Raw genomic sequence first — 26,692 nt, forward strand, 5'->3', positions numbered from 1 at the left:
CAATTGAGGCCGCTATAACTGCCTCAATTGGGCGTACTGGGCTCACTCAGCGTCAGGAGAGTTCTGAATGGGCTCACTCAGTGCCAGGAAAGTTCGGAAGCGGCGGAACGCAAAAAGGCCCGGAATCGCAGTGATTCCGGGCCTTTCTGGTCTTGCGTTTGTTGCGGGGACAGGATTTGAACCTGCGACCTCTGGGTTATGAGCCCAGCGAGCTACCGAACTGCTCCACCCCGCGGCACAAGAGACAACACTATCACAGGTGTTGGCAGCCGATGACCATGGGCCACATCTGGGCGGTCAGCGCCGCGCCCGAAGGCGCCGGCGGCGGCACACGGCGGCCGACACTGCCCGCCAGCGGCAGGCGCAGGCGTATGGAGGCCTCCGCTACCCGCCAGCGGCAGGCGCAGGCGTATGGAGGCCTCCGCTACCCGCCAGCGGCAGGCGCAGGCGTATGGAGGCCTCCGCTACCCGCCAGCGGTTGGCGCAGGCGTGGGTGTATCGGTGCTCGGCGCGTCGGTACTCGGCGTCGTCGTGGTCGGCGTGCCACCGCTGGCCGCGATGGCCGCGTCGACCGCAGCCTTCAGCTGAGCATCCGCTACGCCGTAGGCTGCCCAGTCGGCTGCTTTGAGGGCTGCATCTCGGGCATCCAGTGCAGCCTGAGCGTTGTTGAGTGCCGTTTGCAGCGCCGCGTTGTTCGTTGCTGGGGTTGCGGGGTCGGTCGTCGTTCCGGTGCCCGCACCGGTACTGGGCACAGGTGTATTGCCGTCACCTGCCGTGGCCCCCGAATCACCGCCGAACAGATCGTCGAGGGCTGCGTCGAGCGTGTCTTCGAAGGCGATCTTGTCACCGAAGCCCACCAAGATCTTCTGCAGCAGCGGATAACTCGTTTCACCACGCGACTGTACATAGACCGGTTGCACGTAAAGCAGCCCGCCACCGACCGGCAGCGTGAGCAGGTTACCGCTCAGCACTTCTGTCGAGCCCTGTTTCAGCAGGTTGAGAGCCTGTGACACCGTCGGATCGGAGCTGAACTTGTTCTGCTCTTGGCCAGGGCCGGGTACCGTGGCGTCTTTCGGCAGCGTCAGCAGCCTCAGGGTGCCGAAATCGGCAGACTTCACCCCCGCAGTGTCACCGGCGTTCGAATCGACCGCCAGATAGCCGTTGAGGCTCTTGGAGGTGTCTTCACCGGTCAGCGGTATGAACGTGGAGTAGAGCGAATACTGAGGCTGATCTTGCCCCGGCATCTGCAGCGTCAGGTAGTACGGCGGTTGCAGCGTGGGGTTGGTGGCCGGTGAGATGGGGTCGTTCGGGGTGGTCCAGGCGTCTTCACGCGAGTAGAACGACCCGGCGTCGGTCACGTGGTACTGACCGAGAATGGCCCGCTGCACTTTGAACAGGTCTGCCGGGTACCGCACGTGGCTCATCAGTTGAGCACTCATGTCGCTCATCGGCTTCACCGTTGCGGGAAAGATCTTCTCCCAGGTCTGCAGCATCGGGTCGGTGTCGTCCCACGCGTAGAGCGTGACCTTGCCGTCGTAGGCGTCGACCGTTGCCTTCACCGAGTTGCGAATGTAGTTGATGTTGTTGTCGACCTCATAGCCCGGCTTCGGGGTGTAGGTGTCGGCAATGGCCGCACTCAGCCCCTCGGTCTTCGAGTACGGGTAGTTCGACGAGGTGGTGTAACCGTCGACGATCCACACCACTCGGCCATCGACCACCGAGGCGTAGGGGTCGGAGTCGATGGTCAGGTACGGCGCGACCTTCGACACGCGCGTGGCGGGGTCGCGGTTGTAAAGAATCTGCGAGTCGTTGTTTACCGCATCAGAGAGAAAGATCTCGGTCGACTGAAACTTCAGCGCATACGCGAGCCGGTTGAACACGTTGTCGAGCTTGGGCCCGCCATCACCACTGAACGTGGTGTAGGTCTGCTGAGCATCCGCATTGCCCGACGGGTAGTCGAGCTCGGTCGGCTTCGTTCCGGCGGGCGCCCCCACGATGGAGTAGGTGGGCGAATTCTCACCGAAATAAATGCGGGGTTCGTAGTCGCCCAGCACGCCGGTGCTCGGGATGCCCGACTCAGCGAACACGGGCTGACCATCGGCCGAGCGCTGGTTGCCATACGCGGCCACCACGCCGTACCCGTGCGTGTAGACCACAGTCTGGTTGTACCAGCTCGCCGAGGTGCCCAATTGGGTCAGGTTGAGGTCACGAACGGTGGTGACCGTGTCTTGGCTCTGCCCGTTCACCTCGTAGCGGTCGACGTTGAGGTCGGTCGGAAACTGGTAGTACTGCCTGAACTGCTGCAGCGCGGCGAACGTCGACGACACGAGCGCAGGGTCGAGAATGCGGATGCTCGAGGTGGTCGCCGCGTCAGCCCGGAGCGCCCCCGCCTCAGCCGTCGTGGTGGCGTTATAGGGAATCGTCTGAACGTCTGCGACCCCGTACGCATCACGCGTCATGTCGATATTTCGTTGCAGGTAGGGCGCTTCGAGGCTGCGCTCAGAAGGATCGACCTGAAAACGCTGCACGACCCAGGGGGTCAGCGAACCGAGAATGATGGCGCTGATGATCAGCAGCGCGGTGCCGATGACGGGCAGCCGCCAACGGCCGATGAAGGCCGCTACGAAGAACAGAATCGCCACCAGAATGGCGATGCCCGAGAGAATCTGAAGGCCGGGAATAGTGGCGTTCACATCGGAGTACGACGCCCCGGTGAGGAGCCCGCCACTCGCCGTGAGCGTGGCGTACTGGTCGAGCCAGATGCTGATGCCCTGCAGCAGCAGGTACACACCTGCGGTGATGGCGATTTGGATGCGCGCCGTTTTCGAGATGCGAACTTCACGTTGCCCGAAGCGAATCGCGCCGTACAGGTAGCTCGTGGCCAGGGCTGCGATGCCCGAGATCAACACAACGGCAGAGGCAAAGCCCACGACGCTCTGCCAGAACGGCAGGTCGTAGACGTAGAAAGAGATGTCGAGGTTGAACTGCGGGTCGGTCTTGCCGAACGACGTGCGATTCAGGTACATCAGAACGACTTGCCAGCGGGTTGCGGCGGCAACACCCGCAAACAGCCCCAAGAGGGCCGGTATTCCGAAAGCCGCAAGTCGGCGCAGCGGTTCGACGACCTGCTGATAGCGGTCGAGTTGCGAATTCAGCTTGGCGTACACCGGCCTGAAGCGAAACGCGATCTCGATGCTCACGAACACCGGAATCGCCATGGCGAAGAACCCGACGAAGAACATCACACCGCCGGCAACCCACTGCGTGGTCAGAACGCTGAGGTAACCGAGCTGGTTGAACCACAAGACCTCGGTGTACAGATTCGTGAAGACGAAGAAAAGAATGGCCAGAACCGCGACGATCGCAATGGCGATCGCAATGACCGTTCGCGACCTTCGTGCGGGCTTCTGCGCGGGGTTCTGCGCGGTAGACGTTGTCACGTTGAGCCTCTTGTTAGCTGTGGATGTCAGCTAATCCTAGACAACCTCCGCTGGCAATCCGCCCCGTCAACCTCCCAGTGCGCTGATACTTCAGTTACACGTCGGTAACGAATCCATACCCTGCCCCGAGCTGATGTCGCCGAGCGCCGTGAGGGAATCTGAAAGGGTTTTCACAGCGAAGACACGCAGCCCGTTCGGCACGTGCCCAACGACTTCATCGCAGTTGGATGCCGGAGCCAGAAAGTAGCTCGCACCGCTGTCGACGGCGCCGAACATCTTCTGCCTGATGCCGCCGATGGCTCCCACCGTGCCATCTGCACTGATGGTGCCCGTGCCTGCGACGTTCTTGCCTCCGTTGAGTTCGCCGGGTGTGAGCTGGTCGATTATGCCGAGGGCGAACATCATTCCGGCGCTCGGGCCGCCCACGTTGTCGAGCTGGATGTTCACGGTAAAGGGGAACGTGTAGGTGGCTCCGGCACCGATGCCCAGGAGGATGGTGCCGTCACTGGCCTTCGTGGGCGTGACCTGCACGGTCTGCTGCGCGCCAGAACGGGTGATGACGAGGGTGGCCGGCTGGGCATCCCCGTTGGCCGCGACAGCAGCGCGCAAGTCATCGACACTCGTGACGGGTGTGCCGTTGACCGAATCGATGATGTCGCCGACCTGCAGAATTCCGGTGGCGGGCGACCCATCGGCGAGCTGGGCGACGGTGACCTGGGTGGTGAAAGCGATGTTCAGGTTCGTGAGCGCGGCCGCGATGGCCTCTTGCTGAGAGTCGACCATCATGGCCTGGTTCTCTTGGTTCTGCTGATCGACGGTCACCTGAGGCGGGTAGATGGCGTCGAGGGGAACGATGGCCTTGCTCGTGTCGAAGAACGCACCCACGATCTCGGCCCAACTGGGCAGGGAGCTCGGCGTGCCGACCACCGAGACGGTGAGCATGTCGAGCGACCCGGCGGTGGGGTAGGTGGGTGCGCCGGTGATCGAGATGAGAGGCACTTCGCTACCGTCGTGCGAACTCGTGCCGAGCGTGTTGAAGACGGGGCCCGGCTGCTCGATGACGTAGGGCGAGGGAATGAAGCTCATGCCGAGCGCGAGCGCCAATGCCGCAATGAGGCTGACCCAGCCGATGGTTCTGCGCCGCTTCACGTCGCCCTTTCGTATTCGCCCCGTCGTGTCGCTGTCGTGTTCGCCACAGGCGCACGGGCAGGCACCCCAGCTTAGGAGAAATTCCAGCTTGGCCGCTGGGCCACGGGTTAGCGTAGAAGTGGTTGCTGATAGGCGCCATAGAACCAGACGTGAGAGTAGTGCGAGCGTGAGCGACGAGCCCGAGAAGAACCCTGAAGACGAGTTCACCGAAATGCTGCGCCAGTTTCTGTCGGGCAATTCTGAACTCGACCCGTCGAAGCTCGCCAGTGCAGCCGGCCTGCCCTCTGACCCTGCAGCCGTGGCGCAGCTCATGCAGCAGCTGCAGAATGCGATGAAGCACACCGGCGACGGGGTCGATTGGAAGGTGGCGCTCGACGCCGCCCAGGAGATCGCCGCGAAAGACGCGGTCTCCATCTCGCCCGGAGCCCGCTCGGCGCTCGAGCAGGCGCTGCACGTGGCAGAGCTGTGGCTCGACGAGGTGACGTTCGTCGCCGAACTCGCGGCGACGCCCAAGCTGCTCAGCCGCAAGGAGTGGGTCACGGCGACCATGCCGGTGTGGACTCAGGTCGCCGAGCCGGTGGCGCTGAGCATCGCCGACGCACTGACCCGTGTCTTGAAAGAGCAGGCGCCCGAAGAGCTTTCGGGCATGATGGCGAGCGCCAGTCAGCTGATGCGCAACATCGGCGGGGCGTTGTTCGCTATGCAGCTCGGCCAGGTGGTGGGGCAGCTCTCGACCGAAGTGGTGTCGGGCGGCGACGTGGGTATTCCGTTGATGGGCGATCAGCAGGCGGCGCTTGTTCCGCAGAACCTCGACGAGTTCGGTGAAGGGCTCGATATTCCGGTCGATCAGGTTCAGCTCTACCTCTCGGTGCGCGAAATCGCTCACGCGCGGCTTTTTCGGCACGCGAAGTGGCTGCGCCTGCACATGATCTCGTCGATTACCGAGTTCGCGAGGGGCATCTCCATCGACACCGATCGGCTCGAAGAACTGGCGAGCGGATTCGACCCGTCGAACCCCGAAGAGTTGCGCCAGGCCATGGTGAGCGGTGCGCTGATTCCGCCGAAGACCGAGAGCCAACTTCAGGCACTAGCGCGGCTCGAAACCACGCTCGCGCTCGTCGAGGGCTGGGTCGACGTGGTGACGGCGGCGGCGACCGTTCGGTTGCCGCGGCGTGATGCGGTGGCCGAGACTGTGCGGCGTCGCCGCGCTACGGGTGGCCCCGCAGAGTCGGCGTTCTCCACCCTGGTGGGGCTCGAGCTTCGGCCACGGCGGCTGCGTGAGGCTGCCGCTCTGTGGCAGGCCGTGACAGACGCGGTAGGGCCAGAGGCACGCGATGCACTGTGGTCGCACCCCGACGTGGTGCCTACCTCAGAAGACATCGACAATCCCGCTGCGCTGGTGGCTCGACTGCTGGCCGGTGACCCGGAGCCTGACGAGATGGATCAGGCCATCGAAGACTTCTTTCGCGAGCAAGAGAATGGGCCGGGCGAGACCGAGGCGCCGCCGGCCGTGTAGCGGCCTGCCGGGTGGTCGTCTGCGAGGTGGCGGCCTGCCGGGTGGTCGTCTGCGAGGTGGCGGTCTGCCGGGTGGCGGCCTGCCGGGCGGCCCGTCTGCCGGGTGGCCGTCTGCCGGGTGGCCCGTCTGCCGCTCGGGCCCGTCGTTCCGGGCTTCTCGGCGTCTCCTGTGGATAACTTCGCGGGCTGATTGGCTGTGCGTTGCACCATTGACGCATGACCTTCTCCAGCTACCGACTCGACCCACGATTTCCCCTCGTCTGGCGCACGCCGTCGTCGCTCCAAATCGGAGTCGACCACGCCCTCGCGCGCTTCGATTCGGTATCAGCGGCCGACGAGATCATGCTGCATGCGTTAAGGGTGGGCGCGGGTTTCGAGGGGCTCCGGATGCTCGCCGAAGACGCCACGGGTGACGCGGGCGCTCTGACGCGAGTACTCGAGCGCGTACGACCGGCCCTCGACTCTGCGCGGGCCTCGCCCTTCGCGGGGGCTGACATCGTGGTGGAGGGCGACTCCCCCGCTGCCTCAGCGCTGCGGCGGTTGTTCGCTCAACTGGTTGCGCGCGGCAGCGCGGTTGGTGGCGGCGGCGGCGACACGCGGCCCGACCTCGCGGTGATCGTTGCCGCGTGGGCCGTTCGGCCGGCCGACGCCGCGCGCTGGCTACGCCAAGACGTTGCGCACCTGGCGGTGGTATTCAGCGATCAGGAGGCACGCATCGGGCCTCTCGTGACGCCCGGCACGGGGCCCTGCCTGCACTGCGTCGAACGGGCCGCCATTTCGCGCGACGCGGCCTGGCCGGCCATGGCGAGTCAATTGCTCGGTCGCCGGGCGACAAGCGAAGAACCGCTGCTCGTCGCATCGGTCAGCGCCATCACGGCGCGTCTCGTTCGTGGGCACCTGGCGCGCGACGGGCGAGGGTTGCGCCCGGGCGCTGTGGTGCATGTGAACGCCGCGAGCGGTGTCGTCACCGAGACCGTGCGGAGCGTGCATCCGGAGTGTGCGTGTCAAGCTCTGCCAGAAAACGCGACGGAGCACGGGTCTGAGCCCTGGTCGAACCTGTCGCAGCCCACGAGAGTGCCAGTCGTTGACGCGCGCGGGTGACGCCCACGTACAGCAGGCGGCGCTCTTCGTCGATCTGCTCGAGAGAAGTGGCGTACGAGATGGGCACCAGCCCTTCGCTGAGCCCGGCGATGAAAACGGTGGGCCATTCGAGCCCCTTCGCCGAATGCAGGGTCGCCAGGGTGACAGCCGAGATGGTGGGTTCGTGTTGCCCGGCTTGACGCTCGAGAAGCTCGTCGGTGAACACGCGAAACGTGGTGCGCGGCGGTTGCTGCTCGGCAAGGCTCATGATGGCGTTCAACGATTCCCAGCGATCGCGCGCCGCGCCGCGGCCCTCTGGCGGGCTCTGCGACCACCCCAGAGAACGCAGCACGTCGCTGACCGATTTGAAGAGCGGTTCACCCGAAATCGAAACAGAGGCGGCTCGCAACGACATCACGGCCTGTTTCACTTCGGGCAGGTCGAAAAAGCGCTTGGCGCCCCGAATCTGGTACGTGACCCCGGCCTCAGCCAACGCGCCCTCGAGGGCGGCGGCCTGAGCGTTCATGCGGTAGAGCACCGCGATGTCTTCGGGCTTCGTGCCGTCTGCGATGAGTCTGGCCACCGATTCGGCCACCCCGCGAGCCTCGCTCGCCTCAGAAGCGTACGGGGTCACGACCGGCTCCGGGCCGCGAGAAAAGGCGGCTCCGGCGCCCGCTGCGACGAGATTCAAGGCTCCGGTGCGGCCGCGCATGAGCCGATTCGCCGTGTCGACGATGGCCGGAGTCGAGCGGTAGTTCTGCTCGAGTCTCACCACCGTGCCGTTGGGGTGGGTGCGCGCGAACGACAGCAGAAAATCGGCCCGAGCGCCTGCGAACGAGTAGATGGTCTGGCTGGCATCTCCCACCACGCAGAGGTCTCGGCGATCGCCGAGCCACAACGACAGAAGGTGGTGCTGCAGGGGCGACACGTCTTGAAATTCATCGACCACGAAGAACCGGTACTGTTCGCGCACCTGCATTGCCACCGACGGCTCGCTCTCGATCATGCCGGCGGTCGCCAGCAAAACGTCTTCGAAGTCGAGTTGCTTGCGTTCGTCTTTCACCCGCTCGTATTCGAGCTGCAGGTCGACGACCTGCGAAATGCTCAGCGAGCCGGGCTGCGTTCTCGACGTGTAGGCGGCACGCTCATACTGCTCAAGGGTGAGATTCGAGATCTTTCGCCACTCGATCTCGGCGGCCAGGTCTCGAAGCGATGCCGTGTCGACCCGCAGCTTCAGGCCCTCGGCCACCTGCCCGAGCAGGCGTGCCTTGCCGTCGAGCAGACGAGGCACATCACCTCCGACCACCTGCGGCCAGAAGAAGTTCAACTGCGCCAGGGCGGCGGAGTGAAACGTGCGCGCGGCAACAGTGCCCGCACCGAGAGGGCGCAGACGCGAGCGGAGCTCGGCCGCCGAACGAGCCGTAAAGGTCAGCGCCATCACCTTGTTCGGCGGAAAAACGCCTGTGGCAACGCCGTAGGCGATGCGGTGGGTGATGGCGCGGGTCTTGCCGGTACCTGCTCCGGCGAGCACCGACATCGGGCCCAGCAGAGTGGTCGCCACCACACGCTGTTCGTCGTCGAGTGCGGTGAGCAGCGCCTCGGGGCCGGCCGATTCGCGCGGCGGCGGTACGGGCATCCGCTCGCCAGCAAGCTGGTCGCGGTCGAAGGAGTCGCCCTGCATCGTTCGGCCTGCAGCCACGCTCACCACGACGCGGCAGGAATAGGCCCGCCGTACCAGTGCTCGATGATCGACCGCGCGATGGAGGCCGAGCCCGGCAGCAAGGGAGCGTTCGCCGGGTCGGTGAGATCGTCACGGCTGAACCAGCGCACGTCGAGAATCTCTTCGCCGTCGGGCAGCAAAGCGTTCTGCGCAGTTGCCGGGTCGACGCGAGCCAGAAATCCGCACATCAATGAGGCCGGAAACGGCCACGGCTGCGAGCCCAGGTACTCGGGGTCGACAATGCGCACGCCCGATTCTTCGAACACCTCGCGAATAGTGGCCGCCTCGAGCGATTCGCCCGGCTCGACAAAACCGGCGAGCAGCGAATACCGGTTGTTCTCCCACAGCGCGTTCGAGCCGAGCAGAATGCGATCGTCGGCGTCGACGATGCCCACGATGATGGCCGGGTCGGTGCGCGGAAAGATCTCGATGTCTTGAACCGGGCAACGCCTCACCCAGCCGCCCTTTTCGATCACGGTCGCAGCACCGCAACGCGGGCAGTGGGTGTGCGAGCGATGCCAGTTCATGATTCCGAGCGCTTCGGTGAAGGCGCCCGCATCACGGTCGCTGAGCGACGAGGCCGCCGTACGAAGATTCACCCACCGTGATTCATCGGGTTCGAGTGCGCGTGCCACATCGTCAGAGAGCGAAACGGCAACCAACCGCGAACCGAGCGCTTCTGGTGCGTCGACGGCAAGCGAGAGACCGAGGTACACCCGAAGCTCAACGTCAGTCAACCGAGATGGCGGCAGAAAAGCGAGCGCCGGATGCCCGTCGGCCGCACCACCGGCTGAGGCTGCAGCTCGCGCCGACGCCGAGTCTCGCGCTGGCGCCGCGCTCCAGTCGCCGTCTGACGCGTCGCCCGATGCCAGCAGCGCTTGCCCGTTCCAGAACGGCAGAATGCGTGTCTTCTCATCGGCCCAGAGCGTCTCGAAGAGACCAGGTAGGTCGCGAGTCGAGTGGTCACGGTCGATCTCGAAACGAGAAAGCGGCAGCGAGGCGAGCAAAGTCTTCAGCATGGGTTGACCAATCGTGCGTGGCGAAAGCCAGCGAGCGCAGGAGCCAGCCGTACCCTGAAGGCATGGCCAGATCTTCTCTCACTCTAGCCGCGCTTGCCACTGCGGCAGTCGCTGGTCTCGATGTCGTTTCGACCACGCCAGTGACGAGTGGGCAAGGCGGCCGTTTCGACTCCGCCCTGCTCACGATTCGGGGCGGCGACCAGCTCATCGTGCGCGTTCCGACAGCGCGCGAGGCCGAAATCGAGCAGTCGGGTGACCTCGTCGCCCTTCGTGCCCTCACCGGCGGTTCACGCAAACGCCTCCCCTTCGAGGCGCCCGAGTTTCTCGGGCAAGCGCCCATCGGTGAGACCCGCGGCATCGTCTACCGCTACATACCGGGCTACCCCGCCAGCCTCGAAAGTCTCGACGTGAGCGTCGACCTCGCTGAGTCGTTCGGTCGCGCCATTGCCGCTGTGCACTCACTGCCCACCTCGGTGATCACCGACGCCGGGCTCCCCGTATTCAGCGCGACGGAGTCTGCGCGAACCGCCCGAACCGTCAAAGACCGCGCCGCAGCGACCGGGCGCGTTCCCACCGAGCTTCTCACCAGGTGGTCTCTAGCCCTCGAAGACAGCGCGCTCTGGCAGTTTCAGCCCACGGTCATTCACGGTTCTCTGGGGCCTGAGTCGTTTCTGATCGCCGGTGAACGTGTCACCGGAATTCTCGATTGGTCGAACTTGAAGGTCGGCGACCCGGCAAGCGACCTGTACTGGCTCAGCTCGGTCTCGCGCGAAGAGTCGGCGACCCGGGTGTTCGCCGGCTACAACGCCGGGCGTCTCGGCCCCGTCGATCGGCAGCTGCGCAAACGAGCCCGGCTCTATGCCGAACTCGAGATCGCGAAGTGGCTGGTGCACGGTTCAGATCTGCGTGACCCTGCCATTGTCGAAGACGCGGTGGGCATGCTCGTCGGCCTGGCGTCAACGGCTCAGGCCGACCTGTTGAACCCGCTTTCGACTGACACAGGCCGCGTGATGGCCATCGATGAGGTCGAAGAGATGCTGAAGAGCACCCCCCGGCCAGAACCGGTTGCCGCACGAGACCACGCTAACGCGGCCCGCATCTCAGACGACGACTGAGGCGCCCGCCCTGCCACCGGTGGCTACGCCCGCGACCCCTTGGCTTCAACGCCGGCTCCGGCTGAGCCCGCCCACAGCTCGACGAGTTCTGCATCGGAGTAGACGCGCTCGGGCGTGATCACTTCGTCGACCGCCACGAAGTAGAACACCGCGTCGATGAGGTCGGGGTCGATGCCCCGCCACTTCGAATACGCGAGGCGATACAGAGCCAGCTGCAGCTGTTTCACCTCGAGGTCGGCAGCGTCGGTGGGCGCCCGACCGGTCTTCCAGTCGACGATCTGAAAGCGGTCACCACGCTTGAACACTGCATCGATCTTGCACACCACGATGTTGGCGCCGAGCACCAGATGTATCTCCACCTCGACCTCTTCGGGCGCGATTCCGGCCCACTGCGAGGTCTCGAAGGTCTCTTGAAGCCGTTCGAGGGCGAGTTCGTCAGAGTGGTCGGGGGTGTCAGCATCGAGCTCGATCTCCGACGCGTCGAGCTGCTCAGACCCGCCGATCAGCTTGTAGCGGTTCTCGACCCACGAGTGAAACCGCGTGCCGAGTCGAGTCTGGCGGTACGGCCGCTCGGGCATGGGCCTGCGTAACTGCAGAGCTACGGCCGCCGGGTCGGTTACGTAATCTTTGAACCGCGACGCCGCTACACGAATCGGGATGCTCGGCGGCTCGCCCGCGAGCGCCGCCGCTCGTTCGGCCAGCAGCAGCTCGATGTCATGAGTCCACTCTGTCGAGGCGGCAGGGTCTGCTGCTCGCACCGCTGCCGCCGCCTGAGCCACCGCGCCCGCGCGCGTGCCGAGTGGATCGAGCGGCCACGGCACGAGCAACTGCGTGGCAGGCAAGGGGTTCTCGGTGTTGTCGGGGGCGTCTGGCAGAGCATCCGCTTCGATGAGACCGTGCTCGGCGAGTTCGCGCAAAAAGAGCCCCGGCCTTCGCGGCTGCAGCTGCGTCGACCAGAACGATCCGCTCAGCAGCAGGCTTTCGCGAGCGCGGGTGACGGCAACGTAGATGAGCCTGCGCTGTTCTTCGGCGAACCTGTCGACGATCTCTTCGCAGTAGGCGGCTTTTGCGGCGGCGAACTCGGCCTGCGTCGAAACGGTGCGCCAGGGCAGAAAGGGCAGCTCGGCCGCGTCACCCCGAAACTCGTAGGGCAATTCACCGAACCCGAGCCAGCCCTGTTTGCTCTGCGGCTTGCCCGGCAGTTCGTCTTCGACGAGCCGGGGAATGACCACCGTGTCCCACTCCAGCCCTTTGGCGCCGTGAATGGTCAGAATCTGCACGGTGCCCGGCTCGGGTTCGTCAGACTGCGGCGAGAGTCGGTCGCGCTTCTCGGCTTCTTCGAGCCACGACAAGAACATGCCGAGGCCGGCGGTGGAGTCGGCTGCCACGAAGGCGCTGATCTGCTCGGAGAACGCGTCGAGACTGGCCTGGCCGAGGTACGAGCGTTCGTTCGCGCGCACCTCGATGTCGAGCAGCAGTTCTTGCTTGACCAGATTCGCGAGGTCGAGCAGGTCGAGGCCGGTTCGGGTGCGCAGAAACGCGAGCTGGCGGCCTGCCGCGCGCAGGCGTTCGAGGCCCGCCTCGGTGAAATCGGCGAGCATCCCGTGCCCGGCAGGTGCTTCTGCCACGAAATCGAGCGCGTCGACGAGTGAGCGGCCCTCGTCGGGATCGACCGAGTTGCGGAGGCGCTGCTTCACATCGTCGTTCAGCCGGGTGAAGCTGTGATCTCGCGCGGCAAGCCACGATGCCACCTGACTGAGCGCGTAAATATCACGAAGGCCCACGCGCCAGCGCGCTCCGGCGAGCAGTCGCACCAGTTCTGACTCGGCGCTCGGGTAGTAGATGACCCGCAGAGCCGACACCAGATCGGCGACGGCGGGCTCTTCGAGCAGACCGCCGAGCCCGAGCACATGAAACGGCACACCCCGTTCGGTGAGCGCTGTGGTGAAGGCGTCGATCTTCTTGATCGAGCGGCAGAGAATGGCGGCCGAACGCTTTTCACCCTTGGCGTTCGGGGTTTCGAGCTGGTCGGCGAGCCACCCGGCCACCGCGGCGGCCTCGTCGTTCACGGTTTCGAGAAACACGGCGTCGAGAGTGCCGCGCCCCGCGTCGGGGCGTGATTCGAGCCGGTGCACGGCCACAGGCGAGAGAGCGTTGAGCGGCGCCACCAGGGTATTCGCCGCGTCGAGCACGTGCACGGGGTTGCGCCAGCTCGTCGAGAGAGCGAATTCGGCTGCGCCGGCCGGGTTGCCGGTGAAGTCGGCGGCGAACGTGGCGAGGTTGGCCGCACTCGCGCCTCGCCAGCCGTAGATCGACTGGTGGGGGTCGCCCACGGCCATGACCGGATGCCCGGCGAAGAGCCTAGCCAGAAGCTTCGTCTGCACGACAGAGGTATCTTGATATTCGTCAAGCAGCACCACTTTGTAGCGCTGGCGGTAGTCACCGATCACACGGGAAACGCGCTCGGTGATCGCCAAAGCCAAAGCGACCTGGTCGGAATACTCGACGAACCCGCGTCTGATCTTCTCTCGGCCGAACTGTTCGGCCAGGTCGACGAGCACGGGCAGCGCACTCACCATTTTCGCCGAATCTCTCACCACAGCATTTCGCGAGCCCCCAGCGTCACCGGTCTTGCCCGTGGGCAACAGTTCGAGCGCCAAGAAGTCGAGCGCCATGGCAGAGACGTCGGCCGGGTCGACGACGTTCTCGCTGATAGCCCGACTGAGGGTGAGCACCGCCTCGGTGATGGTGTCGAGAGAGCGGTCGAGGTCGAGCAACCGGTCGTCAGTACTGCTGGTCACCAGCCGCCTGGCGATCTGCCAGGCCGAGGCTTCGCTCAGAATGCTCGAGTCGCCCTCGCGCCCGATGAGCAGGGCGTTGTCACGAAAGATCGTGTTGGCGAACGAATTGTAGGTGGCCACGGTGGGAGCGTCGAACGGGTCGAAAACAGCGTCGGTGAGGTTTGCGGCAGCGAGCTGGTCGATGCGGGAACGAATGCGCTGAGCGAGTTCACCGGCGGCCTTTCGTGTGAACGTCAGGCCGAGCACTTCGGTGATGTCGACGAACTTATTGGCGAGCAGCCAGACCACGCGGTTCGCCATAGTCTCGGTCTTGCCACTGCCGGCGCCCGCGATGACGATGCTCGGGCCGAGCGGAGCTTCGATGACGGCTTGCTGCTGTGCGGTGGGGGTCGGGAGGTGGAGGTGAGCGGCAATCTGGATGGCACTGACACGGGCGCTGCTGACGGGCGCTGCCCGGTCGGCCGGGCGGTGCGGTTCGGGGTAACCGAACGAGTCGAGGGTGGGAGTGCTCATGCGCTCACGGCTTTCACGAGATGAATACGGTAGTTCCAGCGACCGTGGGGGTCGCGTTCGTCGAGACCTTCACGACCCGGAAAGACGGAGCCGGCCATACCCTCGGCTCCCTCTTCGATTCGCTGCCGAAATTCGGCCTCGGCTTCTGCATCGAGTGGCGCCTGGGCGAGCAGCTTGTACTGCACCTTGTTGGCGCCGCTGCCCGAGGTGACAGCGACGTAGAGCAGCACGGCGCCGTCGCTCATAACAGGTTCGGACGGGTCAGCGTCGGAGCCCGGCGGCCGCTCGCCACCGATGAGGCCGTTGGCGAGCGCAAGTTGGTAGCTGCCGAGCTGAGCGTGTTTCTCGACTGCAGACGCCTTGGGCGTCGAATTGCCCGTCTTGAGGTCGACGACGCTGACGTGACCGTCGGGCCGCAATTCGACGCGGTCGACCGTGCCGCGGAGCCGGGCGCGCCCCACGTCGAGCGTGAAACTCTCTTCTCCGCCGAGCAACGTGCCGCCGTCTCGTTCGAACCGCTGCAGATACTCCGAGAGGCCCCGCACCTTCGTCTCGGTGCGCCGCCGCTCGCGTTCGGCGAGCCACGGCGACTCGAAATGCAGCTCGTTCCAGCGCTCGTCGAGCTCATCCCAGAGGGCGACGACACTGAAATCGGGGTCAGGGCGTTTCGTCACCTCTTCCATCACCGAGTGCAGCAGTGTGCCGATGCCCGCGGGCAGACCGAACGTGCCGCCCGACACCTTGTCGATGTACCAGGCCAGAGGCGACTTCTCGAACGTCTCGAGCTTCGACGGCGAAACGTCGACCACCGCATCTGGGTCGCTCAGGTCGACCAGCTCGTCAAGAGTCGACGGCTCGAGCAGGCCGTACCACGACTCGGGATGCGCGCCCGGCACGCCCTCGGCCGCCAGTCGTGCCAACGCAGCGGCCGCACCCGGGTCGCCCGTCTCGACAAGCCGGCGACGGAGCGCTCCCGTCAGCGATCGCAACGAGAGCGGGTGCCCGGCCGCTGGTTCCCCGAGCGTCGAATCGACGGTCGCCGATTCGACGGCCGCCTGTTCACCTCCCGCAGATTCACCTCCCGCCGTTTCACCGCCCGCCGCTTCACCGCCCGCACCAGGCGCACCCGGCACCAGGCGCGTGAACGGCGACGGCTGTTCGTCGTCGTTGGCGACGGCGCTCAGCACGACCTGGGTTTTCGCACGTGAAGCGGCGAGCGCGAACATCCGCAGCTCGTCGCCGAGCACTTCAGCGCGTTCGTCGACATCGCCCAGCGGCCGGGCCGCCACAACGGCGCTCAGCCGGTCGGGGTGCAGCAGCGAACCGCGCAGCCGCAGGTTCGGCCACACCGAGTCTTGCAGTCTCGCCACGACCACCACATCGAATTCGGTGCCGATCACCCCGTTCGGAGTCGAAACCACGACGGCATCGGCTGCCGACCGCGGTGACAGCGAGTCTTCGGCCACTTCGGCTTCGAGCAGACCCACGAAGAAGTCGATGGCCGGCCGGTTGGGCGTGCGTTCGACGAACCGCTTTGCCGCGGTGAACACACCGACCACGCCGTCGAGATTGCGGTTCGCCTCGTCGGCGAGAATGCCCGAGCCCCTCGACGCAGCCAGCCACTGTTCGCTGAGCCCGCTGTGGCTGAACAGCTGCCAGAGCAATTCTTCGGCGCTCGCACCCTCGTCGTTCAGGGTGCGCACTCGGTCGAGGTTGGCAGCGAGGCGGCCCACGCGCCGGGCAGGGGCCGAGTCGATGGTGACGAGGCGGCCCGGGTTCAGCACTGCATCACGCAACAGTTCTTCAGCCGTTCGATTTCCGTCGCCAGCGAGTTCTTCTTGCCGCAGCGACAGCCGCAGCCGGCGCAGCGACACCGCGTCGAGACCACCGAACGGGCCCAGCAGCAGCTCGCTGATGGGCGGGTCGGTGAGTTCGAGGGCACCGATGGCGATCATGATGGCGGTGATCAGCTGCCGCGCCGCGAAGTCGTCGCGTAAGGCGAGGCCACCCGACACGGTGCTGGTGGGCACCTCGGCCAGCGCGAGCCCCCGCGAGAACGACGACAGCAACGCACCAGAACGAACCACCACGGCCATGTCACGCCACGGCACGCCTCCCAGCAGGTGGTGTTCGCGCAGCACGTGCGCGATGGCGGCGACTTCGCCTGCCGTCGACGTGCTGAAGACCCGCCGCACCGGCTCGACGCCGCGGGTGATGCCACCACTCGCCGCGCCACCCACAACGCCGCCGCCTGCAGCAGCCATTTCGGCGGGCGCGAGCTGCGCCACGGGCTCCGCGGCACGCGCGGCCCGCTGCTTGCCGGCCGCCGCCGCACCGATACGGGCTGTCGCGCGGTCGACGAGGCTCCGGATGCCCGGGCCGTGCCGATAGACCGTCGAGAGGTACAGCGGCTCGGCCACCGGCGCCGCGAGCACCGAGCCGAGTCGCCCGAGACCGTCTTTCTCGCCGCCCCGAAAGCTCGCCGTGGCCACGTCAGGGTCGCCAAAGGCGATGATCGACACCCCGCGCCTGGCGAGTGTCGACAAGAAGTTCACGGCTCCAGAGGCCAGTTCATGAAAATCGTCGACGACCACCAGCCGCAGGGACCCCAGCACGGGCACGGTCTGGAGCCCCGGCGCCCCGCCCGAATCGCCGCGCACTACCGCCAGCCGCGCCGCCGCGATGAGCTCGGCCGAATCGAGGTGCGCCTCATCGAGCCCGGCGACCACCGCGCCGTACTCCGCCGCGAACTCCCCGGCGGCCACCCATTCCGGCACCTCGTGACGCCGGCCCAGCTCGCGCAGTTCGCCTGGCGATACGCCGTCTTCGGTGGCACGCATGAGCAGCTCACGCAGCTCGGTGCGAAAGCCTCGCAACGCACGCACGTCGGGCGTCAGCGGCGCCGGCCAGGCCGGCCCGGTGCCATCGGCCAGATGCCCGGCCAGAAGTTCGGCGATGATGCGGTCTTGTTCGGCGCCGGTCAAAAGCGTCGGCGATGGGAGCCCGGCGACCACCGCCTCGGCCTGCACGATCTGAAACGCGAGCGAGTTGACCGTGCGAGCCAGCGGCCCGTTCGTCGGCACGCCGAGCCGCAGAGCCAGCCGGTCACGCAGCCGAGTGGCACTCTGGCGCGACGGGGTCAGCACGACCAGCTCAGACGGATCGAACCCGCGATTGAGCACACGATCGGCCACCAACTCGACGAGAGTGTGGGTCTTTCCCGAGCCAGGCGCGCCGATCACCGCAACGTTCACGTCGTCGGCGAGGGCCACGACGGCACGTTGCGATTGATCCAGACTCGAAGAAGGCACGTCAGCAAAGTTAGCGCGACCCTGTGACATTCGCGTGTTCGCTCACGGCGAGGGCCGGGCGGGGCGTTCAGGCGCTGCCGGGCATCCGATCTGCCGTAATCTTCTTGGGTGGGCAAGCACAAGCCACATCACAGTTGAAAGGCACACCTGGTGGATATTCGTATCGGCATTACCCAATCTCCTCGCGAACTGAGCTTCGAATCGAGCCAGTCGCCCGATGAAGTCGAGAAGACCGTGTCTGACGCACTCGCCACCGGCAGCGGCCACCTCTCGCTGAAAGACAGCAAAGGCAACCTCTACCTGGTTCCCGTCTCGGGCCTCGCCTACGTCGAGATCGGCAAAGAAGAGAACCGCCGCATCGGTTTCGTGGGCTAAGTTCGTACGCTATGGAACTGCTTTTCATCGTCTTGGCCGGCATCATCATGGGCGGCGTCGCGCGCTACCTCTTTCCGCTGCGCGAGACGCACGGCGTCGTGTTGATGCCGGCGGTCGGTGGAATCACCGCGGCCATCATCTGGGAGGTGCTTACCTGGTTGAACTGGCCGTACGACGGTGGGTGGATCTGGGTGATCACCCTCATCGTGACCGCCCTCGTGGTGGGTATCACGGCCCCCGTTCTGGGCCGCACGCGCCGCTCGCGCGACCGCGCCGAGCTGACCGCACTTCTCTCGCGCAAAGCCCGGGCCTGAGCCGTTCGCGCTGACTGCGGCAGCAGGATGCCCGACTCGCGCTCACGGCGTGCTGCCGACCTCGACGCGGCAGACCCGCTCGCCTCCTCTCGGGCGCTCTTCGTCGGGTGCGACGAGGTGGCCGGCCTAGAGGCGACTCCCACGACCGACGTCGTCTCGTACCTCGACGGCAACTCGCTCGGCCGCCCACTGAAGTCGGTCGGGCCTCTTCTCGCAGCCTTTGTCGACGACGCCTGGGGTGACCGCCTCATTCGCGGCTGGGACGAGGAGTGGATGCAGCTGCCTACCGTCATCGGAGACGAACTCGCGGCGGCCGCCCTGGGCGCGGCCCCCGGCCAGACCCTCATCGGCGACTCGACCACGGTGCTGCTCTACAAACTGCTTCGCGCTGCCGTCGCCGCCCGGCCTGGCAGAACCGAGATCGTCGTCGACACCGACAATTTTCCCACCGACCGGTACCTCGTCGAAGGCATCGCGCGAGAGCGCGGGCTCACCGTGCGATGGGTCACGACCACGCCCGATTCGGGGCTCTCGGCCGAGCTGCTCGCTGCAGCCCTCAGCGATCGCACCGCGGTCGTGCTGGTAAGCCACGTCGCCTACCGCTCGGGGTTTCTCGCCGACCTGCCCGAACTCACGCGCCTCAGCCATGAAGCCGGCGCGCTCATCGTCGCCGACCTCTGCCACTCGGTCGGTAGTGTTCCGCTCGAACTCGATGCCTGGGGCGTCGACATCGCGGTGGGATGCACGTACAAGTACCTCAACGGAGGCCCCGGTTCGCCCGCCTTCGTTTTCGTTCGCGCCGACCTTCAGGCAGAGCTGCAGCAGCCGATTCAGGGTTGGCTCGGCCATGCGGAGCCCTTCGCCATGGGCCCCTCGTACCAGCCCGCCCACGGCATGCGCCGGTTTCAGAGCGGCACTCCCCCGGTCGTCGGCATGCTGGCCATGCGGGAGATGATCGCGCTCATCGCGAGCGTCGGAATCCGTACCGTGCGTCAGAAGTCAGTGGCGCTCACCGAATTCGCGATCGGGTTCGCCGACGAAGTGCTGGCGCCGCTCGGAGTCGAAGTGACGTCGCCCCGTGATGCGGCGTGGCGCGGTGGTCACATCACCCTCGATCATCCACAGTTCAAGCGAGTGGTCGCCGAGTTGTGGCAGGGCGGCGTGATTCCCGACTTTCGGGCCCCGTTCGGCTTGCGGGTGGGGCTGTCGCCGCTCTCGACGAGCTTCGCCGAGGTAGCAGTGGGCCTCGACGCGGTTCGCGACGCGCTTACGCGGTGAAGGCGACGGCGACGGCGAGAGAGTGGTCTCGGTCGAGCACCGCAGAAGGATGCTCCGCGATTACGCGGTGAGGCCGAGGCCGTCCATACGGCGGCTGTGCTTGGCGATGAGTTCGGTGAACACGGGCTCGATGCGCTGCTCGTCGGTGCGCACGTTGCCGCTGTGGTGAATCGCCGACCGGGCGACGAGCAGCGTGTCGCCCACCAGCCGCCTGCCCCAGAGCGCCAGGCGCGAGCCGAGCGTGTCGTCTTCGGCGATGGCGTCGGCCAAGAGCGTTTCGATGATCTCGCGCCCGGTGGCCGAATCAACGATGCGCGCCGCCTTGGGCCCCACATCGCCCGCGAGCCCCGCGGCCAAGAGAATGAAGAAGTCGTCGAGAATTCCGGCGGTGAGGTAGACGCTGGTCAGCGACTCATACCAATCGACTCCGCGAACCACCGCCGCGTAGGCGTCGATCGCCGGTGCGAACGGCGCCATCACCACCGCAGGGTCGTCAACCAGCCTCCGCAGCTCGGCAACCAGTCGCTCGTGCTTCTCGAGGGCGAGACCGGAGGCCGGACCGAGAGCTTCTTTGGCGCCCACACTGGGGGCGAGCATCAGCGCGCGTGCGAGTGCTTCGAAGATGGCGAGCTGGATGTACGCGGCCTGCCCAAGGTACGGCACGAGTTCTGGCGTGAGTTCGGCGAGGTTGACGCGCAGCGCTTGGTCGGGAGCCCGGCGGGGCTTCAGCCGCGGAACCTCGAGGCGCACCGCTGGGCGCTTGAAAACGTCGAACACGGCCCCGAGTCTATCTGGTGGCGCTGAGAGCCGCTGAGCGCAGAATGGCGCTTCATGCCTGTTCGGGAATATGGAGTTCGCAGCTGGCGTGCAGCGAAAACGCCGAATCTCGGTGCGCACAGCTAAACTGAGGGAAGCCCTGACACGAATCGGGGCATCTACGCCTCGCCAGGCGCCATCGCCGGCCACCACCCGCTACGCCCATCTACCAGTGGCTTTCGCGTTTCAGCAGTTGTGAAATCGAGCCCTTGCAGAACGGCGCAGCACGAACTCAGACATTCTCAGGCGTAGCCCCATCACTGACAGGGCGAAATCACTACATGACTTTCATCGAACCGCAATTCTCCGAACCCGAACCCACCGGCCTGGTCGACAGCGGCCTGGTCGACACCGAGCCGACCGACCCCTCTGAAGACGATCTCATCGAGATCGACATCATCGCACCCGACCCGCTCTCTGACGGGGCCGTGCTGCCCGAGATCACCTTCGCCGACCTGAAGGTCGAGGGCGACCTCGTCGAGGCACTCGCTTCGCACGGAATTCTGCACCCGTTTCCGATTCAGGTGCAGACCATTCCGCTCGGCCTCGAAGGCCAAGACATCATCGGTCAGGCCAAAACCGGCACCGGCAAGACCTTCGGCTTCGGCTTGCCGCTCTTGCAGGAGCTCGGCCCGAACCCCGAGCCCGGCGTGCAGGCGCTCGTCGTCGTGCCGACCCGTGAGCTCGCCGTTCAGGTGACCGAAGACCTTCAGCTCGCCGCGAAGAACCGGCCCACCACCGTCATCGCCATCTACGGCGGCAAATCGTACGAGGGCCAGATCGAGCAGCTCAAGGCCGGCGCGCAGGTCGTCGTCGGAACCCCCGGCCGCCTGCTCGACCTCGCAGGCCAGCGCCTGCTCTCGCTCGCGAACGTTCGCGTCATGGTGCTCGATGAGGCCGACAAGATGCTCGATCTCGGCTTTCTCGCCGACGTCGAGAAGCTCTTCGCACAGACCCCGGCCGGCCGGCACACCATGCTCTTCTCGGCCACCATGCCCGGCCCGGTGGTCGCGCTCGCCCGCCGCTTCATGAGCCGGCCCATCCACATTCGCGCCACCGACCCCGACGAGGGCCTGACCCAGGCCAACATCAAGCACGTCGTGTACCGCGCGCACAACCTCGACAAAGACGAGGTCATCGCGCGCATTCTGCAGGCCAACGGCCGGGGTAAGACCGTCATCTTCACCCGCACCAAGCGCGCCGCCGCCCGTCTGGTCGAAGAGCTCGGCGACCGCGGCTTCAACGCCGCCGCCGTGCACGGCGACCTCAACCAAGAGCAGCGCGAGCGCGCCATGGCTGCGTTCAAGGCCGGCAAGCGTGACGTGCTGATCGCAACAGACGTCGCGGCCCGCGGCATCGACGTGAACGATGTGACTCACGTGATCAACCACACCATTCCCGAAGACGAGAAGACCTACCTGCACCGCGCGGGCCGCACCGGCCGAGCCGGCAAGACGGGCATCGCGGTGACCTTCGTCGACTGGGATGATCTGCACAAGTGGGCGCTCATCAACCGCGCCCTCGACATGGGTCAGCCCGAACCCGTCGAAACCTACTCGTCGTCACCCCACCTGTTCAGCGATCTCGATATTCCGGTGGGTGTGAAGGGGCGACTGAAGCCGACTCCCGCTGCCAAGGGGCCCGAGGGCGCGAGCAGTCGCCCGCCGCGGGCACCGCGCGAGGGTGGCGGGCGTGACGGCGGTCGTGATGGCAATCGTGACGGTGGTCGTGATGGCCGCACTGCGTCGGGTGCAGGGCCCGCATCGGGTTCAGGGTCGAGTAGTGCCGATGGTTCGGCATCGTCGACCACGACGACCGACGGTTCGACTCGCCCACCACGCTCACGCAACCGCCGAAGAAGCGGTGGCAGCGCCGGCGCCGGCGCGACGGCGGGCCAGAACACCTCCACCACCGCGGTCGACGGCGGCGGGATGAACGGCAGCGCCACAGCGGTCAGCTTCTCCGGCTCCGTTGACTCGGCCGCCTCGGCCGGCGGTCACGACAACGCCGCCGCATCCACCACCGGTCAGGCCGGTTCGGCTGACGGCCACGCCGGCAGCGAGCACCACGACGGCAATAGCGCCCCGCGGCGTCGCAGCCGCTCACGCAACCGCGCGCCCCGCCCCGAGTAGCGCGAGTAGTCAGAAACCGGCTCGATGACAACGCCGACGCCCGACATGCACGCGCGAGGAACGCGGGTGCCGGGCGCGGCGTCGCCTTCCGCCGAAGCCGGCCTCACGACGCCGCCCGCACCCGAAGCCACGCTCCCTCTTTCGCCTTCTGCCAAAGCCGGCCTCACGCCGGGCGAGGTAGAGAAGCTGCACGCGCTGCGACGCATGAAGCTCATCGCGACCTTGCTGCTGGTGCTGATGGCAGTCATCTTCGCCGTGTCGTTCGCGCTGCAGGGGCGTTACCCCTGGCTGCAATACGTGCGGGCGGCGAGCGAAGGCGGAATGGTCGGCGCGCTGGCCGACTGGTTCGCGGTGACGGCACTTTTTCGGCATCCGCTCGGCCTGAAAATTCCGCACACCGCCATCATTCCGACTCGAAAGAACGAGATCGGGGCGAGCCTCGGCGAGTTCGTCGAAGAGAACTTTCTCTCTGAGGCAGTCGTGCGCGAGAAGCTCGGGTCGGTGGGCGTTTCTCGCGTCGTCGGGGGCTGGCTGGCGAACCCGGTCAACGCGAAACGCCTGACCACCGAACTGGCGAGTGCCGCTCAGGGCGCCATGACGATGCTGAGCGACGACGACATTCGCGGCGTCATCGAGGGCTTGGTGCGCACGCACTTCGTCGACCGTGACTGGTCGCCCGAGCTCGGTTCGCTGGCCGAGAAGGTCGTAGCGTCAGGCAATCATCACCTCGTGGTCGATCTGCTGGTCGACAAGGCCGAAGAGTGGCTCAGGCAGAATCCCGATTCGTTCACCGAACTGGTGTCGCGTCGGCTGCCGAGCTGGGTGCCCTCGTTCGTCGACCGCATCGTCGACGAACGCGTTTATTACGAGGCTCTGAAGTTCGTTCAGGCCGTTCAGCACGACCCGAATCACCGGCTGCGGCTCGCCCTCGACGACTACCTGCGCGAGCTGGCCACTGATCTGCAAGACGACCCTGTGGTTCGCGAGCGAGTCGAGGCGGCCAAGGCCACGCTGATCGATGACCCGCGCCTGCGCGAAATCGCCTCGCTGGCCTGGGAGTCACTCAAAGACGCCCTCGCAACCTCGCTGGCGCAACCCGACAGCCCCCTGCGCCAGACCGTCGAATCGACGCTCACCGATACGGGCAAGCGCCTGCAGACGGATGCTCTGCTCGCCTCGAAGGTGAACGCCTGGGTAGCGAACGCCGCCGCCCACCTGGTGGAGAACTATCGGCACGACATCGCGGCGGTCATCTCCGAGACCGTCGAGCGGTGGGACGGCGCAGAGACCAGCCAGAAGATCGAGCTTCAAGTTGGCAAAGATCTGCAGTACATCCGCATCAACGGCACCGTCGTGGGCTCGCTCGCGGGCCTCGCCATCTTCACCGTGGCGCAGGCCGTCGTGGCGCTCGCCTCCTGACGCCTCCACCCGCCCCACCCCGAGCGTAAATCGATAGGTCGAAATCTCTCTCAAAACCCACCGTTTTGGAGGAATTTCGACCTCTCGATTCCGGGAGGTCGGGCGGAGTGGGCTTCCGGGGGTCAGGCCGTGCGGGCTACCGCGCCGTAGACCGGCGACGAACCTGTGGCGCGCTTCACGATCTGCGCCAAGACCTCAGGCGAGGTGGTGTTCTCGGCGAGGCGGTTCGGCTTGCCCTCGCCGTGGTAGTCGCTCGAACCGGTGACCACGAGACCGTACTTCGCGGCGAGTTCGTACAGCTCCTCTTTGGCGTCGGGAGTGTTCTGACGGTGTTCGATCTCGAGGCCGAAGAGCCCGGCATCCACCAGCAGCCGCAGCCGTGACTCGGGAATCACCCGGTCGCGACTCGTTCCCGGGTGCGCCAGCACTGGCACTCCCCCGGCCGCCACCACGAGCTGAACCCCCACGAGGGGCGTCGGCGCGTAGTGCGGCTGAAAGTACCCAGCGCGCCAGTGCAGAATGCCCTGAAACGCCTGACTGCGTGACTCGGCGAGCCCCTTGGCCACGAGCGCATCGGCGATGTGCGGGCGCCCCACCGTGGCACCCGCAGTGGTTTGCGCCACGACGTCTTGCCAGGTGAGGTCGTAGTCGGCGCCGATGCGGGCGACGATCTGTTCCGCGCGCTTCAGCCGGGCATCCCGAATCGTCTCGGTCTCGGCGAGCAGGGCGGGGTTCGTGGGGTCGAACAGGTACGAGAGCAGGTGGATGCTCGCGTGCTCCAACCGCGTGCTGAGTTCCATGCCGGGAATCAGTGTGATCTCGAAGTCGTGCGCCGCCTGAGTGGCCGACGCCCACCCCGCAGTGCTGTCGTGATCGGTCAGCGCCAGCGCCCCGAGACCGGCCTCCTTCGCCGAACGCACCACGTTGTAGGGCGTTTCGGTGCCATCAGACGCGCTGCTGTGCGTGTGCAAATCGATGGGGCCTTCGAAAACGGGCGCATGGTCGGGCATACCTCATCGTATTCCGATCTCGAGGGGTGCCCTGCCAAGCGACATTCACCCTCGGGCCAGCTGTGCTGACATTCGCACCCGGGCGCGCGACAGCCGCAATGACATTCGCACTCGGGCGCGCGACAATAGAAGCATGGCTGAACAGACCGACACCGCACCCCGTGCCACTTCGAACCGCTCCACCACGCCGGGCTCAGAGACGTTCAAAGAGTACATCTCGAGCAATTGGGCGGCGCGAACGGATGTTCTGCCGCCCGCCAGGCCCGAAGCCTCGTTCGCGGCCGAACGCCGCGCGCGCATCTCGGCGAAATACCCGGGCAAACGGCTCGTCATTGCCGCGGGGCGGCTGAAGCAGCGATCGAACGACACCGACTTTCCGTTCCGCGCGCACACCGCGTTCAGCTATCTGACCGGCTGGGGGTCTGACTCCGAGCCCGGCGCGGTGCTCGTGCTGGACCCAAGTGGAGCCGCCGGCCACGACGCAACGCTGTACTTTCGCGAGCGCGCGGGCCGTGACTCTGATGAGTTCTACGCGAACCCCGAGATCGGCGAATTCTGGATCGGGCCGCGCCCATCGCTCGCCCAAGTCGCCGCCGACCTCGCGCTACCCACACTCGGCATCGCCGAACTCGACGAGGTAGTGGGTTCGAGCGATGAGTCGACCCTGATCATCCGCGACGCCGACCCAGACCTCACTGCGTTGATCGACGCGCGGGTCGCGGCAGCGGTCGTCGAAGCCGAAGACGAAGCTGCACTGCCCACCATCGCGTTCAGCCCCGCTGACGGCGAGCGAGACGAGGTCGACGAGTCGACGCTGCTGGCGCAAGACCTCTCTGAGCTGCGGCTCGTAAAAGACGAGTACGAAATCGAGCAGATGCGCCTCGCCATCGCCGCCACGGCACGCGGGTTCGACGACATCATCGCCGACTTCGCACGCATCACCGCGCACGAGCAAGGCGAGCGTCTGGTCGAGGGCGTCTTCAACGGCCGCGCTCGCGCCGATGGCAATGCGGTGGGGTATGACACGATCGCGGCATCGGGCCCGCACGCCTGCATTCTGCACTGGACCCGCAACGACGGCCCTGTGGTGCCCGGCGACCTGATGCTCGTCGACGCCGGCGTGGAGCTCGACTCGTACTACACCGCCGACATCACGCGCACCCTGCCCGTCAGCGGCACGTTCAGCCAGACGCAACGGATGATCTACGAAGCCGTTCGCGAGGCCGCCGACGCCGCGTTCGCCATCGTGCGACCCGGCATCAAGTTTCGGGAGATTCACGCCACCGCTATGGGCGTCATCGCGCAGAAGACGGCCCAGTGGGGGCTGCTGCCAGTCAGCGCCGAAGAGGCCATTCAGCCCGAGAACCAGCAGCACCGCCGCTATATGGTGCACGGCACGAGTCATCACCTCGGCCTCGACGTGCACGACTGCGCTGCAGCGCGGCGCGAGATGTACCTCGACGGCGTTCTCACGGCAGGCATGGTGTTCACCATCGAGCCGGGCCTCTACTTTCAGCCCGACGACCTGACCGTGCCCGAGTCGTTCCGTGGCATCGGAGTGCGCATCGAAGACGACATTCTCGTCACCCCCACGGGCGCCGAGAACCTCTCTGCGGCCATCCCCCGCACTGCCGACGACGTCGAGGCGTGGATCGCCCGCCTCTAGCCCGCTCGCGCGCCGGGCG

16 protein-coding genes, 1 tRNA gene and 1 pseudogene are annotated in these 26,692 nt (G+C 66.2%); 9 read left to right on the forward strand and 9 right to left on the reverse strand.

Features of this window, described 5'->3' with window-relative positions; all coding sequences use genetic code 11:
- Window positions 1–161 precede the first annotated feature (161 nt).
- The 3 genes from IEX24_RS09990 to IEX24_RS10000 form a co-directional block, all read right to left on the reverse strand.
- Window positions 162–235, reverse strand: a tRNA-Met gene (locus IEX24_RS09990).
- A 229-nt stretch (window positions 236–464) separates the two neighbouring features.
- Entirely contained in the window at window positions 465–3,440 is a 2,976-nt protein-coding gene (locus IEX24_RS09995; protein WP_229715215.1) for a UPF0182 family membrane protein, read from the reverse strand.
- A 90-nt stretch (window positions 3,441–3,530) separates the two neighbouring features.
- Entirely contained in the window at window positions 3,531–4,589 is a 1,059-nt protein-coding gene (locus tag IEX24_RS10000) for a YlbL family protein (protein ID WP_229715216.1), read from the reverse strand.
- Window positions 4,590–4,755: 166 nt separating this feature from the next.
- Here IEX24_RS10000 and IEX24_RS10005 point away from each other — a divergent pair, with 166 nt between their 5' ends.
- Window positions 4,756–6,105: a zinc-dependent metalloprotease gene (locus IEX24_RS10005; RefSeq protein WP_188677598.1), complete on the forward strand. Its 1,350-nt coding sequence runs from the start codon at window positions 4,756–4,758 to the stop codon at window positions 6,103–6,105.
- A gap of 386 nt (window positions 6,106–6,491) precedes the next feature.
- A pseudogene (locus IEX24_RS19565) lies at window positions 6,492–7,091 on the forward strand (hypothetical protein); the annotation flags it as partial.
- On the opposite strand, the gene IEX24_RS10010 reads toward IEX24_RS19565, so the two are convergent.
- Both IEX24_RS10010 and nudC read right to left on the reverse strand, forming a co-directional pair.
- Window positions 7,069–8,820, reverse strand: a complete 1,752-nt coding sequence (locus IEX24_RS10010; RefSeq protein ID WP_188678204.1) for an ATP-dependent helicase — start codon at window positions 8,818–8,820, stop codon at window positions 7,069–7,071. The pseudogene IEX24_RS19565 and the gene IEX24_RS10010 sit on opposite strands and share 23 nt — an antisense overlap.
- Window positions 8,821–8,885: 65 nt before the next feature.
- Window positions 8,886–9,923: an NAD(+) diphosphatase gene (nudC, locus tag IEX24_RS10015; RefSeq protein ID WP_188677601.1), complete on the reverse strand. Its 1,038-nt coding sequence runs from the start codon at window positions 9,921–9,923 to the stop codon at window positions 8,886–8,888.
- Between the two features lie 62 nt (window positions 9,924–9,985).
- Between nudC and IEX24_RS10020 the strand changes: the two genes are divergently transcribed.
- On the forward strand, window positions 9,986–11,038 hold the full coding sequence (locus IEX24_RS10020) for a phosphotransferase (RefSeq protein ID WP_229715217.1): 1,053 nt from the start codon (window positions 9,986–9,988) through the stop codon (window positions 11,036–11,038).
- Between the two features lie 23 nt (window positions 11,039–11,061).
- Here IEX24_RS10020 and IEX24_RS10025 read toward each other — a convergent pair whose 3' ends face one another.
- Entirely contained in the window at window positions 11,062–14,352 is a 3,291-nt protein-coding gene (locus IEX24_RS10025) for an ATP-dependent helicase (protein ID WP_188677603.1), read from the reverse strand.
- Entirely contained in the window at window positions 14,349–17,663 is a 3,315-nt protein-coding gene (locus tag IEX24_RS10030) for an ATP-dependent DNA helicase (protein ID WP_229715218.1), read from the reverse strand. The genes IEX24_RS10025 and IEX24_RS10030 overlap by 4 nt, the downstream gene beginning before the upstream one ends.
- 150 nt (window positions 17,664–17,813) lie before the next feature.
- On the opposite strand from IEX24_RS10030, the gene IEX24_RS10035 reads away from it, so the two are divergent.
- The 3 genes from IEX24_RS10035 to IEX24_RS10045 are packed head-to-tail and all read left to right on the forward strand — an operon-like array spanning window position 17,814 to window position 19,630.
- The gene (locus IEX24_RS10035) at window positions 17,814–18,038 is read left to right on the forward strand and encodes a DUF3107 domain-containing protein (protein WP_188677610.1); all 225 of its coding nucleotides are present in this window, start codon (window positions 17,814–17,816) and stop codon (window positions 18,036–18,038) included.
- A gap of 11 nt (window positions 18,039–18,049) precedes the next feature.
- Complete coding sequence (locus IEX24_RS10040; protein ID WP_188677613.1) at window positions 18,050–18,352, forward strand: hypothetical protein; 303 nt, start codon at window positions 18,050–18,052, stop codon at window positions 18,350–18,352.
- A 27-nt stretch (window positions 18,353–18,379) separates the two neighbouring features.
- Window positions 18,380–19,630, forward strand: a complete 1,251-nt coding sequence (locus IEX24_RS10045; protein WP_188677615.1) for a kynureninase — start codon at window positions 18,380–18,382, stop codon at window positions 19,628–19,630.
- Window positions 19,631–19,690: 60 nt separating this feature from the next.
- Here the strand turns inward: IEX24_RS10045 and IEX24_RS10050 are convergent, their stop codons facing one another.
- Entirely contained in the window at window positions 19,691–20,407 is a 717-nt protein-coding gene (locus IEX24_RS10050; protein WP_188677618.1) for a ferritin-like fold-containing protein, read from the reverse strand.
- A gap of 320 nt (window positions 20,408–20,727) precedes the next feature.
- Between IEX24_RS10050 and IEX24_RS10055 the strand changes: the two genes are divergently transcribed.
- Together IEX24_RS10055 and IEX24_RS10060 are read left to right on the forward strand one after the other, a co-directional pair.
- Window positions 20,728–22,578 carry a DEAD/DEAH box helicase gene (locus IEX24_RS10055; RefSeq protein WP_443741640.1) on the forward strand — a complete coding sequence of 617 codons (1,851 nt, stop codon included), beginning with the start codon at window positions 20,728–20,730 and terminating at the stop codon, window positions 22,576–22,578.
- Window positions 22,579–22,602: 24 nt separating this feature from the next.
- Window positions 22,603–23,997, forward strand: a complete 1,395-nt coding sequence (locus tag IEX24_RS10060; protein ID WP_229715219.1) for a DUF445 domain-containing protein — start codon at window positions 22,603–22,605, stop codon at window positions 23,995–23,997.
- A gap of 122 nt (window positions 23,998–24,119) precedes the next feature.
- Here IEX24_RS10060 and IEX24_RS10065 read toward each other — a convergent pair whose 3' ends face one another.
- Window positions 24,120–25,007, reverse strand: coding sequence for a PHP domain-containing protein (locus IEX24_RS10065; RefSeq protein ID WP_188677621.1), 888 nt, complete (start codon window positions 25,005–25,007; stop codon window positions 24,120–24,122).
- A 133-nt stretch (window positions 25,008–25,140) separates the two neighbouring features.
- Between IEX24_RS10065 and IEX24_RS10070 the strand changes: the two genes are divergently transcribed.
- Window positions 25,141–26,673, forward strand: coding sequence for an aminopeptidase P family protein (locus tag IEX24_RS10070; RefSeq protein ID WP_188677624.1), 1,533 nt, complete (start codon window positions 25,141–25,143; stop codon window positions 26,671–26,673).
- Window positions 26,674–26,692 lie beyond the last annotated feature (19 nt).

The organism is Subtercola lobariae (assembly GCF_014640255.1).
In the GTDB taxonomy this organism is placed as follows: Bacteria; Actinomycetota; Actinomycetes; order Actinomycetales; family Microbacteriaceae; genus Subtercola; species Subtercola lobariae.